This window comes from Glycomyces harbinensis (assembly GCF_900101745.1).
Lineage (GTDB): Bacteria > Actinomycetota > Actinomycetes > Mycobacteriales > Micromonosporaceae > Glycomyces > Glycomyces harbinensis.
In genome coordinates, this window is record NZ_FNAD01000019.1 from 33,738 (window position 1) to 49,001 (window position 15,264).

Annotated in this window: 16 protein-coding genes, 1 tRNA gene and 1 pseudogene; 10 read left to right on the plus strand and 8 right to left on the minus strand. The window is 70.7% G+C overall.

Features of this window, described 5'->3' with window-relative positions; genetic code table 11:
• Positions 1–181 precede the first annotated feature (181 nt).
• A tRNA-Arg gene (locus tag BLQ63_RS23680) sits at positions 182–255 on the plus strand.
• 47 nt (positions 256–302) lie between these two features.
• On the opposite strand, the gene BLQ63_RS23685 is transcribed toward BLQ63_RS23680, so the two are convergent.
• The gene (locus BLQ63_RS23685; protein ID WP_091040010.1) at positions 303–1,010 is read right to left on the minus strand and encodes an MgtC/SapB family protein; all 708 of its coding nucleotides are present in this window, start codon (positions 1,008–1,010) and stop codon (positions 303–305) included.
• Positions 1,011–1,053: 43 nt separating this feature from the next.
• Positions 1,054–1,935 carry an N-acetyl-1-D-myo-inositol-2-amino-2-deoxy-alpha-D-glucopyranoside deacetylase gene (gene mshB, locus BLQ63_RS23690; RefSeq protein WP_091040011.1) on the minus strand — a complete coding sequence of 294 codons (882 nt, stop codon included), beginning with the start codon at positions 1,933–1,935 and terminating at the stop codon, positions 1,054–1,056.
• A 252-nt stretch (positions 1,936–2,187) separates the two neighbouring features.
• Here mshB and BLQ63_RS23695 point away from each other — a divergent pair, with 252 nt between their 5' ends.
• The 3 genes and pseudogenes from BLQ63_RS23695 to BLQ63_RS23705 all read left to right on the plus strand — a co-directional run.
• Positions 2,188–2,994: a hypothetical protein gene (locus BLQ63_RS23695; RefSeq protein ID WP_091040012.1), complete on the plus strand. Its 807-nt coding sequence runs from the start codon at positions 2,188–2,190 to the stop codon at positions 2,992–2,994.
• 9 nt (positions 2,995–3,003) lie between these two features.
• The gene (locus tag BLQ63_RS23700) at positions 3,004–4,932 is read left to right on the plus strand and encodes a fumarate reductase/succinate dehydrogenase flavoprotein subunit (RefSeq protein WP_091040013.1); all 1,929 of its coding nucleotides are present in this window, start codon (positions 3,004–3,006) and stop codon (positions 4,930–4,932) included.
• A pseudogene (locus BLQ63_RS23705) lies at positions 4,932–5,687 on the plus strand (succinate dehydrogenase/fumarate reductase iron-sulfur subunit); the annotation flags it as partial. The gene BLQ63_RS23700 and the pseudogene BLQ63_RS23705, both read left to right, overlap by 1 nt.
• An 87-nt stretch (positions 5,688–5,774) precedes the next feature.
• Here BLQ63_RS23705 and BLQ63_RS23710 read toward each other — a convergent pair.
• The 3 genes from BLQ63_RS23710 to BLQ63_RS23720 are packed head-to-tail and all read right to left on the minus strand — an operon-like array spanning position 5,775 to position 7,327.
• The gene (locus BLQ63_RS23710; RefSeq protein WP_091040015.1) at positions 5,775–6,203 is read right to left on the minus strand and encodes an organic hydroperoxide resistance protein; all 429 of its coding nucleotides are present in this window, start codon (positions 6,201–6,203) and stop codon (positions 5,775–5,777) included.
• Positions 6,204–6,249: 46 nt separating this feature from the next.
• The gene (locus BLQ63_RS29725) at positions 6,250–6,708 is read right to left on the minus strand and encodes a MarR family winged helix-turn-helix transcriptional regulator (protein ID WP_091040016.1); all 459 of its coding nucleotides are present in this window, start codon (positions 6,706–6,708) and stop codon (positions 6,250–6,252) included.
• A 55-nt stretch (positions 6,709–6,763) separates the two neighbouring features.
• A complete protein-coding gene (locus BLQ63_RS23720; RefSeq protein ID WP_091040017.1) occupies positions 6,764–7,327 on the minus strand; it encodes a TetR/AcrR family transcriptional regulator in 564 nt (187 codons plus the stop codon).
• A 126-nt stretch (positions 7,328–7,453) separates the two neighbouring features.
• On the opposite strand from BLQ63_RS23720, the gene BLQ63_RS23725 reads away from it, so the two are divergent.
• Entirely contained in the window at positions 7,454–7,876 is a 423-nt protein-coding gene (locus BLQ63_RS23725; RefSeq protein WP_091040018.1) for a hypothetical protein, read from the plus strand.
• A gap of 140 nt (positions 7,877–8,016) precedes the next feature.
• Positions 8,017–9,090 (plus strand): redox-regulated ATPase YchF, encoded by a 1,074-nt coding sequence (gene ychF, locus BLQ63_RS23730; protein WP_091040019.1) that lies wholly within the window; start codon positions 8,017–8,019, stop codon positions 9,088–9,090.
• A 33-nt stretch (positions 9,091–9,123) separates the two neighbouring features.
• On the opposite strand, the gene BLQ63_RS23735 is transcribed toward ychF, so the two are convergent.
• Complete coding sequence (locus BLQ63_RS23735; protein ID WP_091040020.1) at positions 9,124–10,332, minus strand: N(5)-(carboxyethyl)ornithine synthase; 1,209 nt, start codon at positions 10,330–10,332, stop codon at positions 9,124–9,126.
• A 248-nt stretch (positions 10,333–10,580) separates the two neighbouring features.
• Here BLQ63_RS23735 and BLQ63_RS23740 point away from each other — a divergent pair, with 248 nt between their 5' ends.
• Together BLQ63_RS23740 and BLQ63_RS23745 are read left to right on the plus strand one after the other, a co-directional pair.
• Complete coding sequence (locus BLQ63_RS23740) at positions 10,581–11,267, plus strand: hypothetical protein (protein WP_091040021.1); 687 nt, start codon at positions 10,581–10,583, stop codon at positions 11,265–11,267.
• 92 nt (positions 11,268–11,359) lie between these two features.
• The gene (locus BLQ63_RS23745; RefSeq protein ID WP_091040022.1) at positions 11,360–12,142 is read left to right on the plus strand and encodes an SDR family NAD(P)-dependent oxidoreductase; all 783 of its coding nucleotides are present in this window, start codon (positions 11,360–11,362) and stop codon (positions 12,140–12,142) included.
• A 96-nt stretch (positions 12,143–12,238) separates the two neighbouring features.
• On the opposite strand, the gene BLQ63_RS23750 is transcribed toward BLQ63_RS23745, so the two are convergent.
• Entirely contained in the window at positions 12,239–12,595 is a 357-nt protein-coding gene (locus BLQ63_RS23750; RefSeq protein WP_091040023.1) for a hypothetical protein, read from the minus strand.
• Positions 12,596–13,135: 540 nt separating this feature from the next.
• On the opposite strand from BLQ63_RS23750, the gene BLQ63_RS23755 reads away from it, so the two are divergent.
• A complete protein-coding gene (locus tag BLQ63_RS23755; RefSeq protein WP_091040024.1) occupies positions 13,136–13,552 on the plus strand; it encodes a (deoxy)nucleoside triphosphate pyrophosphohydrolase in 417 nt (138 codons plus the stop codon).
• Positions 13,553–13,565: 13 nt separating this feature from the next.
• Here BLQ63_RS23755 and BLQ63_RS23760 read toward each other — a convergent pair whose 3' ends face one another.
• Positions 13,566–14,810, minus strand: a complete 1,245-nt coding sequence (locus tag BLQ63_RS23760; RefSeq protein ID WP_091040025.1) for an alanine racemase — start codon at positions 14,808–14,810, stop codon at positions 13,566–13,568.
• 36 nt (positions 14,811–14,846) lie between these two features.
• Between BLQ63_RS23760 and BLQ63_RS23765 the strand changes: the two genes are divergently transcribed.
• Positions 14,847–15,254, plus strand: coding sequence for a RidA family protein (locus BLQ63_RS23765; protein WP_091040026.1), 408 nt, complete (start codon positions 14,847–14,849; stop codon positions 15,252–15,254).
• Positions 15,255–15,264 lie beyond the last annotated feature (10 nt).

A 15,264-nucleotide genomic window follows, 5' to 3' on the forward strand; every position in this document is an offset into this window, starting at 1 on the left:
CACGGCCGCAGGGACTACTCATTGATGTGGGTCAGCAATTCCGGGGCGTCGTGGAGAATCGTTTGGGGTGTTCTTGCGACGCCCCGTATCCGTGCCCTGGATTCGTCTCCCCAATTCCCCGAAGCGGCCGACGGCCGGGTATTCTTGCACCGGCGCGGCGCCATCGGTGCGTCCCCGCCGTGCCTCAGTAGCTCAGCTGGATAGAGCACCGGACTTCTAATCCGATGGTCGCAGGTTCGAATCCTGCCTGGGGCGCCGAAGCCCCAGGTCAGAGGCAGTCGCATCGGGAACCCGGGCGCCGTTCACACGCCGCCGTTGGTGATCTCCTCCTGGTATTTCACGCGCTCGATGCCCTCTTTCGCGGTCAGGTGCGCCGTCAGGTCCCGGATCGAGCCGCGCCCGTTCAGCGTCAGCTGCGTGGAGCGCGCGTCGCTGTCCCCGTCGCCGTCGGTGTCCCCGTTCTCGTCCTCGTTGTCGATCTCGGTGACGTTGAACCCCCGCTCGGTGCACGCGGCGAGCAGGTCGCGGAGCTTCATGGGGGCCGAGTAGCGCACGCGCAGGCGCCCGGTGTGCCTCGCGTGGCGGGCGATGACGTTCTCGACCGGAGCGAGTCCCGCGACGACGACGAGCTGTGCGACGGCCACCGCCACGGCCGCCCAGTACAGGCCCGCGCCGCACGCGATGGCGACCGCGGTGGTCGACCAGATCGAGGCGGCGGTGGTCATGCCGTGGAGGAGGTTGCGGTGGAAGAAGATGACGCCCGCGCCGAGGAAGCCGACGCCGGTGACCACCTGCGCGGCGATGCGCGCGGGGTCGACGCCGGGCGTGCCCGGTTCGATGCCGCCGAAGCCGTAGCGTCCGGCGAGCACGAACAGGCAGGCGCCGACGGCGATGAGGGCGTGGGTGCGCATGCCCGCGGGCTTGCCCTGCCATTCGCGTTCGGCGCCCACGAGGATGCCGAGGAGCAGGGCGAGGCCGAGGGGGGCGAGTTGTGCCAGTATATCGTCCATATCGGGCGTCAGGATACCCGAGCCGGCGGTTCGCGAACCGCCTTCAGGCCAGGAGATCGGCCTCCCAGCCGTGCTCGCCCGCGCCGGGGCCGCGCTCGCCCTTGACGAGGCGGTAGTGCTCGGCGGCGAGCGCGGCGTCCCCGAGCTTGTCGCCGATGACGTCGAGCCAGTCGCCGGGGGCGATCTGGGTCGCGTAGGCGGCCATGGCCGCGCGCTTCTTCGCGGTGGCCTCCTCGTCGGCGCTGACGCAGGCGTCGATCTCTCCGTCGGGGACGCCGAAGGGCAGGTCGTCGGCGGAGGCGGCGTCGGCGAAGGGGTTGTCGGTGGCGCCGGCGAACGCCGCGAACTGGGCTTCGATGACGCTGCGGGGCATGGTGGTCCAGTAGACCTTGCGGATGTCGTGGGCCGGTCCGAGGTCGGGGCGCCATGCGGGGTCGGCGGCGAGGTCGACGGCGCGCATGGCGACGCGGTGGGCCTGGATGTGGTCGGGGTGGCCGTAGAAGCCGTCGGGGTCGTAGGTGACGAGGACTTCGGGGGCGCGGTCGCGGACGAGGGCCACGAGGTCGGCGGCGGCGGTGTCGACGTCGGCGCCCCAGAAGGCGCGGGGGTGGCCGTTGGAGGGCAGGCCCATCATGCCGGAGTCGCGGTAGCGCCCGGGGCCGCCGAGGAAGTGGGTGTCGGTCACGCCGAGCGCGGCGGTGGCCTGGCGGTACTCCCAGTAGCGGTAGCCCCCGAGCTGGTCGGCCTCGTCCGCGGCGAGACCGGCGAGGCGGGGGACGCGGACCTCGCCCTCCTCGCCGAGGGTGCAGGTGACCACGGTCAGGTGAACCTCGGGCCGGGCGGCGTAGTGGGCGAGGGTCGCGCCGGTGCCGACGGTCTCGTCGTCGGGGTGGGCGTGGACGAACATGATCCCGCGAGCGCTCATGCGGCCAAGCCTAGCCGCGCGCACCGACAACACGCGGCACTCGAGCCCCACCGGCCACGATGGATCCATCGAAGCAAACTTCGCAATCTACTGTCCCACCAAGAAGAATGCTCGCAATTGTGATGCACCCCATGGTTCCTGAGTGCGGTAATGGGGCTATTCTGCGCTGACGGGCCGCAGCCCGTGCTCGATGAAGGACAACTGCACTGGGCCCGTCACGCGGCCCGCCAGCTTCGCCAAGGATGGGCGCCGATGACCACTACGGACGACACTGCCGTCTCCTCACCACCGCGCGCCGCCATCGGCGCGAGGAACCTCCGGATCGACAACTGGAGGAAGGGCCCGATCCTGACGGTCCTCGGCATCACCGCCTGGGTCGCCTACGCGACCTTCCGGGTCTTCTACCAAGGCGACTACTGGGTCGCCGACTACCACTACCTGACGCCGTTCTACTCCCCGTGCGTCTCCGACGGCTGCGTCCCCGACTCCGCCCACTTCGGACGGTTCCTGCCCGACCACCCCCTCATCCCCTTCGCCGCGCTGAGCCTGCCGTTCCTGCTGGCCTTCCGGCTCACCTGCTACTACTACCGCAAGGCCTACTACCGGTCCTTCTGGCTCTCGCCGCCCGCGTGCGCCGTCCCCGACGGGCACGCGAAGTACACCGGCGAGACCCGCTTCCCCCTCATCGGGCAGAACCTCCACCGGTACTTCTTCTACCTCGCCTTCGCGATCTCCGTGGTCAACACGTACGACGCGGTCCTGGCCTTCCACTCCCCCGACGGCTTCGGCTTCGGCCTGGGCAACCTCGTCCTGATCGCCAACGTCGTCCTGCTGTGGTGCTACACCCTCGGCTGCCACTCGTGCCGCCACATCATGGGCGGCAAACTCAAGCACTTCTCCAAGCACCCGGTCCGGTACCGGCTGTGGACGATCTCCAGCGCGCTCAACGGCCGCCACATGATGTGGGCCTGGATCACCCTGGCCTCCCTGGCGCTCACCGACTTCTACGTCATGGCCGTAGCCGCCGGCTGGATCGACGACCTTCGCTTCATCGGATAAGGGGACGGCATGAGCGACAACGACATCAACGACGTCGAGCACCTGGCCTGCGACGTCCTCATCATCGGCGCCGGCGGCGCCGGACTCCGCGCCGCCGTCGAGGCCCGCCTGGCCGGCAAGAGCGTCATCGTCATCTCGAAGTCCCTGTTCGGCAAGGCGCACACCGTCATGGCCGAAGGCGGCGCGGCCGCCGCCATGGGCAACGTCAACGCGAACGACAACTGGCAGGTCCACTTCCGCGACACCATGCGCGGCGGCAAGTTCCTCAACAACTACCGGATGGCCGAACTCCACGCGCAGGAGGCGCCCGACCGGATCTGGGAGCTGGAGACCTACGGGGCCCTGTTCGACCGGACCGCCGACGGCAAGATCAGCCAGCGCAACTTCGGCGGCCACGAGTACCCGCGCCTCGCCCACGTCGGCGACCGCACCGGCCTCGAACTCATCCGCACCCTCCAGCAGAAGCTCGTCTCGCTCCAGCAGGACGACGAGGCCGCCGGAGAGGCCGAGGAGCGGCTGCGGATCATCGACGAGACCACGATCACCGAGCTGTTCACCGACGGCGGGGCCGTCAAGGGCGCCTTCGGGTACCGGCGCGGCACCGGCCGCTTCACGGCCATCGCCGCCCCGGCGATCGTGCTCGCGACCGGCGGGATCGGGCGCTCGTTCAAGGTCACCTCGAACTCGTGGGAGTACACCGGGGACGGGCACGCGCTGGCGATGCGCGCGGGCGCGTCGCTGATCAACATGGAGTTCATCCAGTTCCATCCCACCGGGATGGTCTGGCCCCCTTCGGTTCGCGGCATCCTCGTCACCGAGTCGGTGCGCGGCGACGGCGGGGTCCTGAAGAACTCCGAGGGCAAGCGGTTCATGTTCGACTACATCCCCGAGGTGTTCAAGGCGCAGTACGCCGACAACCCCGAGGAGGCCGACCGCTGGTACACCGACCCCGACAACAATCGCAGGCCTCCGGAGCTGCTGCCGCGCGACGAGGTCGCCCGGGCGATCAACTCGGAGGTCAAGGAGGGCCGGGGCACCGAGCACGGCGGCGTCTACCTCGACATCGCGTCGCGGCGCAGCGCCGACTACATCCGCGAGCGGCTGCCGTCGATGCACCACCAGTTCAAGGAGCTGGCCGACGTCGACATCACGGCCGAGCCGATGGAGGTGGGCCCGACCTGCCACTACATCATGGGCGGCATCGAGGTCGACCCGGACACGGCGGCGTCGTCGGTGGCGGGCCTGTTCGCCGCGGGCGAGGTCTCGGGCGGGATGCACGGCTCGAACCGCCTGGGCGGGAACTCGCTCTCGGACCTGCTGGTGTTCGGCAAGCGGGCCGGCGAGTACGCGGCCGCGCACGCCTCGGCCGCCGAGCCGCCGAAGCTCACCGACGAGGAGATCGCGGCCGCGAGCGAGGACGCGTTGCGCCCCTTCGGGAACGACGGGGAGAACCCGTTCGCGCTGCAGGACGCGATGCAGGCGATCAACGGCCGCCTCGTGGGCATCATCCGCCGCGCGGGCGAGCTCGAGGAGGCGCTGACCGAACTGGCGGCGCTGAAGTCACGCATCGACAACGTCACGGCCGCGGGCGGGCGGGCGTACAACCCCGGCTGGCACCTGGCCCTGGACCTGCGGAACATGTACGTCTGCTCGGTGGCGACCGCGATGGCCGCCCTGGAGCGCGACGAGTCCCGCGGCGGGCACACCCGCGAGGACGCGCCCGGCATGAACCCCGAGTGGCGCAAGACGAACCTGGTCGCGACGCTCGCCGACGGCGGGGTTCGGCTGGCGCGCCAGCCGGTCCCGACGATGACGCCGGAGCTGCTGGGCCTGTTCGAGACGACCGAGCTGTCCAAGTACATGACCCCCGAGGAGTACGGCTCCTCGACGACCGACCCTTCGACTGACCCTTCGACGACGACGGTGGAGGACGCCTGATGAGCACGAGGACCTTCCGGGTGTGGCGGGGCGACGCGGACGGCGGCGACTTCGCCGAGTTCGACGTCGAGGAGAACGAGGGCGAGGTGATCCTCGACGTCGTGCACCGCATCCAGGCGGAGCAGGCGCCGGACCTGGCCGTGCGGTGGAACTGCAAGGCCGGCAAGTGCGGCTCGTGCTCGGCGGAGGTGAACGGGATGCCGCGGCTGATGTGCATGACCCGCATGAACCTCTTCGAGGAGGGGCAGACGGTCACGATCACGCCGCTGCGGACGTTCCCGGTGGTGCGCGACCTGGTCACCGACGTGTCGTTCAACTACGCGAAGGCGCGGGAGATGCCCGCGTTCTCGCCGCCCGCCGACCTCAAGCCGGGCGAGTACCGGATGAGCCAGGTCGACGTGGAGCGCAGCCAGGAGTTCAGGAAGTGCATCGAGTGCTTCCTGTGCCAGAACACCTGCCACGTGGTGCGCGACCACGAGGACAACAAGGAGCCGTTCTCGGGTCCGCGCCTGTTCATCCGCGCCGCGGAGCTGGACATGCACCCGCTGGACGCGCGCGAGGACCGGCGCGAGGCGGCGCAGGACGAGCAGGGCCTGGGGCTGTGCAACATCACCAAGTGCTGCACGGAGGTGTGCCCCGAGCACATCAAGATCACCGACAACGCGATCATCCCGATGAAGGAGCGCGTCGCCGGGGACCGCTACGACCCGCTGGTGTGGCTGGGCCGCAAGATCTTCCGCAAGGGCAAGGCCCCGAGCGCGAAGGACTGACCCGCATTCACGTTCGAGGGGCGGGCCATCGCATCGCGATGGCCCGCCCCTTTCACCGTCCCCTGGAGAGGACTACTCGCCGGCGACCTGGACCAGGTCGATCTCGACGACGATGTTGCCGCGGGTGGCGTTGGAGTACGGGCAGAGCTCGTGGGCCTTGGCGACCAGCGCCTCGGCGACCTCGCGGGGCGCGCCCGGGGTCGAGACCTCGAGGATCGCGTTGAGGCCGAAGCCCTCGCCCTCCTTGCCGATGCCGACGCTGGCCTCCACGGTGGAGGCGCCGAGGTCGGCCTTGGCGGCGCGGGCGACCGCCTGGAGCGCGCTGTGGAAGCAGGCGGCGTAGCCGGCCGCGAACAGCTGCTCGGGGTTGGTCTTCCCGCCGGGGCCGCCGAGCTCCTTCTGGATGGCGAGGTCGAGGTCGATGAGGCCGTCGTCGGTGGCGACGTGGCCCTCGCGGCCTGCGCCCGAGGAGGTGGCGTGTGCGACGTAGAGCGGTTCCATGGTGTTTCCCCTTTTGGTCGGTTGGCGTCGGCCGGAGTGCCGGCGGTCAGTCGGTGGCGTTCTCGCGGGTGCGGATGGCTTCGGTGAACTCGTTGAGCTTGTCGCGCAGGGCGATCAGGTCCTCGTACGACATGCCGGAGGCGGTCCCGACGACCTGGGTGATCTCGCAGCCGCGGCGTTCGAGTTCGGCGCCGGACTCGGTGAGGTGCACGGTGACGCGGCGCTCGTCGCCACCGCTGGAAGTCGAACCGCGGCGGCGCTCGACGAAGCCGGCGGCCTCGAGGCGCTTGAGCAGCGGCGAGACGGTGCCGGAGTCGAGCTGGAGGGCGTCGCCGAGGGCGGTGACGGTGCGGCCGTCGGCCTCCCACAGGGCCATGAGGACCAGGAACTGGGGGTAGGTCAGCCCGAGCCGGTCGAGCATCGGACGGTACAGCCCGATGACCGCCCGGGAGGCGGTGTACAGCGCGAAGCAGGCCTGCTCGCCCAGTCGTGGTGTCGCGTCCATGAAGAGAACAATAGTGCACAACTCAGTTGTGCGCAACTTAGTTTGGTGTGACGTGTCAGTCGCGGATCTCGCCGGTCGCCCTCGCGACCGCCTTGAAGGCCGCCTCCGGGTCGTCCTTCACCGCCTGCGGGAAGTTGCCCGCGATGAGCAGTTCGGCGAAGCCGTGCGCGAGGGACCAGGCCCCCAGCGCGGCCGCGTTGAACGCCGCGCCCGAACCGGCCCCGCCCGAGCCGCGGTGGAGCGCCTCCCTCGACCGGGCCTCGGCGCGCAGCAGGTCGGGGTCGTCGGTGTGGACGAGCTCGGGTCGGAACATGACCTCGAAATAGGGCCGGTGGTCGATGGCGAAGCGGACGTAGGCGGCGCCGACCGCGCCGAATTCGCCGAAGTCCCTCCAGGCCGCTTCCAGCGCGTCGGCGAACCGGTCGAAGCCCTCGGCGGCGACGGCGGTCAGGAGCCCGGCCTTGTCCCCGAAGTGGTGGGCCGGGGCGGCGTGGGAGACGCCGGCCCGCTTGGCGACGGCGCGCAGGCTCAGGGCGCTGGGCCCGGCCTCGCCGACGGCCTCGACGGCCGCGTCGATGAGGGCGCGGCGGAGGTCGCCGTGATGGTAGCGATCGGTCACGGCACCACCCTAGCGCGAATCTTGACAGTGTCAAACAACACGAGGGCGATCTCCCGGAACAACTTGACACTGTCAAGACCGCTGCGTACGTTGGTCTCCAGAGCCACTCACGATTGGAAGCCCCTGATGTTCGAAACGTCCATCGCGCTGAGCGACGCCTCCCGGATCCTGGCCGGCGTCGTCCTCCTCACCGTCGTCACCATCGAGTTCGGCGGCACGTTCCTGGTCCGGGTCGCCAGCGGCAAGGTGCCCTTCACCGAGTTCCAGAAGTCCTTCTCCCGGGCCGGTCACGCCCACGCCGGCGTGCTCGTCATCCTCAGCCTGGTCGCGCTGGTCCTCGCCGACGCCTCGGGCCTCGCCGGCTTCTGGGGCTGGGTCGCCCGCGCCGCGATCCCGGCCGCCGCGATCCTCATGTCCGGCGGGTTCTTCGCCGCCATGGCGGGCAAGGGCCGCACCGAACCGAACAAGGCGGTCGCGCTCCTGTTCGTCGGCGCCGCAAGCCTCGCCGCCGGCACCCTCACCCTCGGAATCGGCCTGCTGGCGGCCTGACGCCGCCCCCGTTCGTGGGCGCCCGGCCCCGGCCGAGTGCGAACCCGCCGCCCGACACCCCGGCCCCGGGGGTGGGCGCCCACTCCATTCAGCCCTCGCGCCTCGCCGCCGCGGCGGGGCGCCGCCTAGACTTGACCCTCGTGAAACTCAGCATCGGTATCGTCGGCCTGCCCAACGTCGGCAAGAGCACGCTGTTCAACGCGCTGACCCGCTCGGACATCCTCGCGGCGAACTATCCGTTCGCGACGATCGAGCCCAACGTCGGCGTGGTCGCCGTCCCCGACGACCGGCTGCCGAAGCTCGCCGAGATCTACGAATCCGAGAAGATCCTGCCCGCGACGGTCACCTTCGTCGACATCGCCGGCCTGGTCAAAGGCGCGTCCGAGGGCGCGGGCAAGGGCAACCAGTTCCTGTCGAACATCCGCGAGACCTCGGCGATCGCCCAGGTCGTGCGGGTCTTCGAGGACGGCAACGTCACCCACGTGGACGGCAAGGTCTCTCCCGTGGACGACATCGAGACGATCAACACCGAGCTGATCCTGGCCGACCTCCAGACGGTCGAGAACGCCGTCAAGCGCCTGGAGCGCGAGGCGCGCATGAACAAGGACGCCCGGGCCAAGCTCGAAGCGGTCAAGACCGCCCAGGAGGTGCTCGACGCCGGCAAGACGGTCTTCGCCGCCGGGCTCGACACCGAGCTGCTGTACGACCTGCACCTGCTGACGGCCAAGCCGTTCATCTACGTGTTCAACGTCGACGAAGACCAGGTCGCCGACGAGGACCTGGCCGCGAGGCTGCGCGCCATGGTGGCCCCGGCGCAGGCGGTCGTCCTCGACGCGAAGTTCGAGTCCGAGCTCATCGACCTGGACGAGGACGAGGCCCGCGAGCTGCTCGAGTCGACCGGTCAGAGCGAGCCGGGCCTGGACCGCCTCGCGAGCGTGGGGTTCGAGACCCTGGGGCTCCAGACGTACCTGACGGCCGGGCCGAAGGAGAGCCGCGCCTGGACGATCAAGAAGGGCGCCACCGCGCCCGAGGCCGCCGGCGAGATCCACACCGACTTCCAGCGCGGCTTCATCAAGGCCGAGATCGTCTCGTTCGACGACCTCATGGAGGCCCGGACCATGCAGGCGGCCAAGGCCGCCGGGAAGGTCCGCATGGAGGGCAAGGACTACGTGATGGTCGACGGCGACGTGGTGGAGTTCCGCTTCAACGTGTAGCGCCCGCCACCGGGTGCCGCCGGCGCGCGGCGCCTAGGCGGCCCGGGCGTGCGGATAGGCCGGGTCGCGGTCCTGGAAGCTCAGGATGCTCTGGTTCCGGATCACGCCGTCGTGGATCTCGATCGCTCGGGAGACGGTGAGGTCCTCCGCCCACGCCGCCGGCCCTTCCATGACCGTGCGCAGGAACGGCAGGAGCGCCTCGCTGATCTCCCAGGTCGCCGAGTTCCACAGGTACGACGGGCTGTGGTCGACGGCGTAGTAGTCCACTCCCATGCCGACGGTGAACATCGGCTCGTCGAAGGTGGTGGGCCTCGCCCAGTCGAAACCCATCCCCAGGTCGCACGAGACGTCGACGATCAGGCTTCCCGAGGCGAAGCGCTTGAGGTCCTCGGTCCTCAGGTAGGTCAGCGGCGCGGCGACGTCCTGGAGCGTGCAGTTGACGACGATGTCGTGCGAGGCCAGGAACTCCGGGAGCAGGACGTCGCCCGCCGGTGTGAGGACCTCGCTGAGGTGGGTCGGGCCTTCGTCGGTGTTGAGCTGGGTGATGTGCGCGGTGTGGATCGGCGAGCCGACCGCCGCGACGCCGCGCTGCGTGAGGACCTGGATGTCGTGGATGCCGTGCGCCTTGAGCGCGGTCACGGCGCCTCGCGCGGTCGCGCCGAAGCCGATGACGACCGCGCTGAGCCGCGGCCCGTAGTCGCCGGTCGAGCCGACCAGGCTCAACGCGTGCAGCACGGAGCAGTAGCCGGCGAGTTCGTTGTTCTTGTGGAACACGTGCAGGCTGAAGTCGCCCCGCTTGGTCCAGTGGTTCATCGCCTCGAAGGCGATCAGCGTGAGCCGCCGGTCGATCGCCGTCTGCGTCATGCCGGCGTCCTGCACGCAGTGCGGCCAACCCCAGAGCACGCGGCCCTCGGGAATCGCCGCCACGTCCACGGCCTGCGGTTTGGGCAGCAGCAGCACGTCGGCGGATTCGAGCACCTCGGAGCGTTCGGCGACCCTGCCGACGCGCGACTCGAGGTAGCCGGATTCGAGCTGGAAGTCGGCGCCGTAGCCGCGCTCGACGGTCATCCGCGCGCGCAGTTCGGGGTCGATCCGGTCCAGGTGGTGGGGGTGGATCGGCAGGCGGCGCTCGTTCTCCATCGAAGAGCCCGCGAGCAGTCCGAGGGTGAGGAGGCCGTCGCTCGGCGAGCCGTTCGATGACACGGCGGGCGCGGCGGAGGAAGTGCGAGTGGTGCCGGACATCCGGATTCCCATCATCAGGGAACTCAAGTCAGCTCCTGCCTCGACTGTACGCCGATCGCCCGCGAGACACGGCCGGGGAGCCGGTGCCGCACGGCCCCGAGCGGTCGGGCGGGAGGCGCGACCTCTGTCGATGCTCCGTGAAGGGACGCTGCCGAATGCCGCCGAAATGCGGGGCGGGGACGGCGCCTCGGCGCATTGCGGCGGTCGGCGCCTCGCAATCCGGCGCGATCTCGGGTTGGATCGTCTCCATGAGCATTCACTCGTTCCATCTCGTGCGGGCGCCGCTGCGCGAGTCCCTCGGCGCGCTCCTTCGTCCGCCCTCGGCACCGGGCCTGCGACACCTCGAGGTCCTCGTCGGGATGCAGCTGGGCGCGCCCGTGGTGTCCCCGCGCCGGATGCAGCTGCGCCACCTCGCGGTGTTCGCCGAGTGGGAGGACGAGGCGGCGCTCGAGGACTTCCTCGCGCAGCGGGCGTTCGGCCGGACGCTCAGCGGCGGATGGCATGTCAGGCTCGAGTTCCTGCGCCGCTGGGGCGCGGTCGGGGAACTGGCGCACCTTCCCGCCGAGGCCGAGCGCGCGGATCCGGGCGAGCCGATCGTCGCGGTGACGCTCGCGCGGGTGCGCCTGCCCGAACTGCCGCGGTTCATCCGCTGGGGCAGGCCGGTCGAACGCCAGGTCCGGGACCATCCCGAGACGACGCTGGCGCTCGCGGCGATGCGGCCGTTCCGAACCGTCTCGACGTTCTCGGTCTGGACGAGCGCCCGCGCGATGACGGGCATGGTCTTCGGACGGGGCGAGGGCGACGCCGCCCGCCGCCACAGCGAGGCGATGGCGGAGCGGGACCGGCGCGACTTCCACCACGAGTTCACGACGCTGCGTTTCCGGCCGCTGTCCGAGCACGGCTCGTGGGAGGGCCGGTCGGACATCATCCCCTGAGCTGGGCCGCGTGTAGGAAAGGCGGTTTCCGGGCACGGTGATGCGTGACGCCGCCGCGATCCGCGCCGCGGCGCCCTCTCGGAGGTGTTGGGATGAACCGTGAAGTCACCGTGGTGACCGGAGGCGGACAGGGCATCGGACGGGCGGTCGTCGAGCGGCTGCTCGCCGACGCGCACGCGGTCGTGGTCGTGGAGCTGCGCGACGAAGGGCTGGGATGGCTCGACGGCCCGATCCGCGACGGGCTGGCGTGGGTGATCGTCGGCGACGCGGCGGACGACGCGGTCGCCGCGCAGGCCGCGGCCACCGCCGGGACGCTCGGGACGCTGACCGGCTGGGTCAACAACGCCGCGGTGTTCGAGGACGCGTGGCTCCATGAGCGGGGCGGGGCGGCCGTCGCGGAGCTGGTGCGGCGCAACCTGCAGCCGTGCCTGGCGGGGGCGGGCGCGGCGGTGGCCGCGTTCCGGGTCGCGGGCACCGCCGGGGCGATCGTCAACGTCTCCTCGCATCAGGCGCAGCGCGCCGTTCGCGGGGCGCTGCCGTACGCGACGGCCAAGGCGGCCGTGGAGGGGCTCACGCGCGCGCTGGCGGTCGATTACGGCCCGTGGGGCATCCGGGTGAACGCGGTGGCACCGGGGTCGATCGCGACCGAGCGGCTGCGGATGCTGACGGAGGCGGGCGAGGAGGAGTACTCGCGGGTCGCGGGGGCGATGGCGGACCTGCATCCGATCGGCAGGGCCGGGGACGTCGCGGAGGTCGCCGAGGCGGTCGCGTACCTGCTCTCGGCGCGGGCCTCGTTCATCAGCGGGGCGGTGGTGCCGGTGGACGGCGCGCGTTCGGCGCAGGGCGCCGATCCGGAGGTCAGGGCGCCGGCGTGACCGGCGGGCCCCGCCGCGAGCGGCCGGGCCCTGGTGAACGACGGCGGCGGATCGCCGGGAGGTGGGGGTCCCCGCGATCCGCCGTCGGTCTGCGGATTACTCGCTGCGCCTGAGCCAGCGGAAGCGGCCCTTGGACAGATGCGTGTCCTCTTGGGCCGCCATGTCTCCGGCGATGGTGATGTAGGCGGTCTCGACGCGGCCCGCGAAGGTCACGTCGGTGAGGCTGAACCCGCCCTCACGGGCGAGGACGATGAGCGTCGCCTCATCGGTGCGCGACACGTCGGGCCTGACGCCCAGGGTGTCGGCGAAAATCTTGATCTGCTCGGCGAGCTCTGCGTGCTGGGAATCGTCGAGCGGCAGCGACCGCGAGAGACGGCCGTCGTCCGCTACCCAACTGTTGAGCTCCCTCAGTGCGTCCAGCAGCACGTTGTCGTCTTGCTCCGTTCTCCCCATATGGCACCGTCGCCATTCGTCCTGGGCGCCTTCCGTTCTGCCGTGGTGGGCAAAACGGCGCCCTGCCGGAGCAGGGCTGCGACCGATCAGTAAGGTTGGTCTGATTCGGCTCCGACGGACACGGGGGGCGTTCGTGTCTGAATTGTCGCCGGATCTTTATCATTTCTGTACCGAGTCTTACGCGTCGTTCAGCTTCTGTCCAGACTCGCAAATGGGATTAACCGGTCAAACAGGTATTTTTAAGGCGATTTCAGCCTGGTTTTGTGCCGCCGGACACGATTCCTGTCCGCCCGGTCCATGCGACATCATCCGAACGTATGAACAACAGGTTGCTCAGTAATGCTCACTGTTCGTAATCTGCCGCGCGAAAGATAACGAAACACCCTCAAACTGGCAACGGCGCCCGCCCGGCCCTGCCGTCACTCGTACGGGCCCGCTTCTTCAGCTCCCCTTCAGGTTCCCCCCGCTAGCGTTGGAAACCGGGGGCCTCCCCCAGTCGCGGCCGAGGCCTGCGGCGTGCCCGCCGATAGACTCCGGCCGGTGAACGCAGCCAGCACCGCCGAACCGCGCGTCGTCGTCGGCGCCGCCATCCGCGCCGGGCGGGAGATCCTGGCCGCCGCCCGCGCCTACCCGCCCGAACTCGCCGGACTATGGGAGTTCCCCGGCGGCAAGGTCGAACCCGGCGAGACCGAGGCCGAGGCGCTGCGCCGCGAATGCCGCGAGGAGCTGGGCGTCGAGATCGCGGTCGGCCCCCGCGCCTGCGGCGACCTCCTCACCGGCGGCGGCCGGTTCCTGCTGCGGATCTACTTCGCGACGCTCGAAGGCGGCGAGCCCCGTGCGAAAGAGCACGCCGAGCTGCGCTGGCTCGCGCCGGAGGCGCTGGACTCGGTGCCGTGGCTGCCGGGCAACCGGCCCGCCGTCGAGGCGATCCGGGAATCGTCGGTCGAACCTCGCTAGAACACGGTCCGCATTAGAAGAAGGTGCGGATCGCGTCGACCACTCGGCCGGTCTCCTCGTCCACGACGGGGATCAGCCGCCACTTGTCGAAGCTCGTGCACGGGTGCGAGAGTCCCAACGCGACGGTGTCGCCGACCGCCAGGTGCCCGGGCGCTCCCTTGAGGAACAGGTGCTGGTCGCTGATCTGCGGGCAGTGCGCCGGCTCGGCACCGGGGTCGCCCTCGAGCCCCAGCGGGATCGGGAGGTCCTGGTCGAACGGGAGGTCGCGCCGTCCAGCGTCGAGGATCGCCAGGCCCGGCTCGGGGCGCGACAGCACGCGCGATCGGGCCTGGAGGGCCGGTCGCAGCTCCGGCCCGTCGCCGCCGCGCGCGGCCGGGGTCCAGCGCGCGTAGCAGCCGTGGTCGTGGACGAGGTACGAGCCCGAGCGCAGCACGACCTCGGCGCGGTCCGCGAGCGGGCCGAGCACGGCCGCGACCCGGTCGAAGTAGGCACTACCGCCGGCGGTGACGACCGGACGGTCGGTCGCGAAGTCCAAGGCCCCGAACAGCGCCGCGAGTTCGCCGAGATAGTCGTCGACGGCCGCCAGCGCGGCCGCGTCGGTCCCGGCCGTCACCGCGCCCTCGTATCCGGCGACGCCCGCGAGGCGCAGGTTGGGGGCGGCCTCGATCGCGGCGGCGACCTCCAGGGCGGCTGCCCGGGTCCGGGCGCCGGCGCGGCCGCCGGGGGTCCCGAGCTCGACGAGGACGTCGATCGGCGCGGTCGCGGCGCGCGAGAGCAGGTCGGTCGACTGCGTCGAATCGGAGAAGAGCCCGATGCGGGTGCCTTCGCGCGCCCACAGGCTGCATCGAGCGACCGCGGCGGGGTCGGCGACCTGGTTGGCGATCAGGATGCGGGGCACGCCGAAGTGGTGGGCCACACCGGCTTGGAAGGGGTTCGCGACGGTGATGCCGACGGCTCCGGCGCCGAGCTGGCGCTGCCACAGCTGGGGCGCCATCGTGGCCTTGCCGTGGGGTGCGAGGGCGAGGCCGCGTGCGGCGCACCAGGCGGCCATGGCCTCGAGATTGTGGTCGAGGGCTTGGGCGGAGAGGAGGACCACGGGGGTTTCGAGTTCGGCGGCGAGCGGTCCGGTGGCGAGCCACTCCGCGACTGTGGGGCCGCGGGAAGCCGGGCCTTGGAGGGAGGGGTGGGTGGGGGGCATCCCCTTGAAGCGCCAGTCGAGCACGTCGTCGTAGAGGTCGCGCAGTCGGGTCTCGTCCATCGCTCACCGCCCTTAACTGAAATGTATCTTTACTATATGACCGAGAAACTCGCGATTCGCACCGACGCCGCTCCCGCTCCCGCCCATGCCTTTCCGCAGGGCGTCCGCAGGGGCCCGCTGCTGACCGTCTCCGGGCAGGGCCCGGTCGACCCGGCCAGCGGCGAGTACCTCCACCCGGGCGACGTGAAGGCGCAGACGCGCCGGACCCTGGAGAACGTCGCGGCGATCCTCGAAGCGGGCGGCGCGACCGTGGGCGACGTGATGGCGCTTCGGGTGTACCTGGCCGACCGCGGCGACTTCGCCGCGATGAACGAGGTCTACGAGGCGTTCCTGGCCGAGAAGACCCCCGAGGGCGTCCCGTTCCCGACCCGGACCACCGTCATCTGCACCCTCCCGAGGGCCGAGATGCTGGTGGAGGTCGACGCCCTCGCCTACGTAGACTGACGCTTCGTGC

Coding starts and splice junctions, on each gene's coding strand:
- BLQ63_RS23735 (WP_091040020.1), bottom strand. CDS start 10,332: ATGTCCGGCACCACTCGCACTTCCTCCGCCGCGCCCGCCGTGTCATCG.
- BLQ63_RS23750 (WP_091040023.1), bottom strand. CDS start 12,595: ATGGGGAGAACGGAGCAAGACGACAACGTGCTGCTGGACGCACTGAGG.
- BLQ63_RS23740 (WP_091040021.1), top strand. CDS start 10,581: ATGAGCATTCACTCGTTCCATCTCGTGCGGGCGCCGCTGCGCGAGTCC.
- BLQ63_RS23765 (WP_091040026.1), top strand. CDS start 14,847: ATGACCGAGAAACTCGCGATTCGCACCGACGCCGCTCCCGCTCCCGCC.
- BLQ63_RS23700 (WP_091040013.1), top strand. CDS start 3,004: ATGAGCGACAACGACATCAACGACGTCGAGCACCTGGCCTGCGACGTC.
- BLQ63_RS29725 (WP_091040016.1), bottom strand. CDS start 6,708: ATGGACGCGACACCACGACTGGGCGAGCAGGCCTGCTTCGCGCTGTAC.
- BLQ63_RS23695 (WP_091040012.1), top strand. CDS start 2,188: ATGACCACTACGGACGACACTGCCGTCTCCTCACCACCGCGCGCCGCC.
- BLQ63_RS23685 (WP_091040010.1), bottom strand. CDS start 1,010: ATGGACGATATACTGGCACAACTCGCCCCCCTCGGCCTCGCCCTGCTC.
- BLQ63_RS23745 (WP_091040022.1), top strand. CDS start 11,360: ATGAACCGTGAAGTCACCGTGGTGACCGGAGGCGGACAGGGCATCGGA.
- BLQ63_RS23725 (WP_091040018.1), top strand. CDS start 7,454: ATGTTCGAAACGTCCATCGCGCTGAGCGACGCCTCCCGGATCCTGGCC.
- mshB (WP_091040011.1), bottom strand. CDS start 1,935: ATGAGCGCTCGCGGGATCATGTTCGTCCACGCCCACCCCGACGACGAG.
- BLQ63_RS23760 (WP_091040025.1), bottom strand. CDS start 14,810: ATGGACGAGACCCGACTGCGCGACCTCTACGACGACGTGCTCGACTGG.
- BLQ63_RS23710 (WP_091040015.1), bottom strand. CDS start 6,203: ATGGAACCGCTCTACGTCGCACACGCCACCTCCTCGGGCGCAGGCCGC.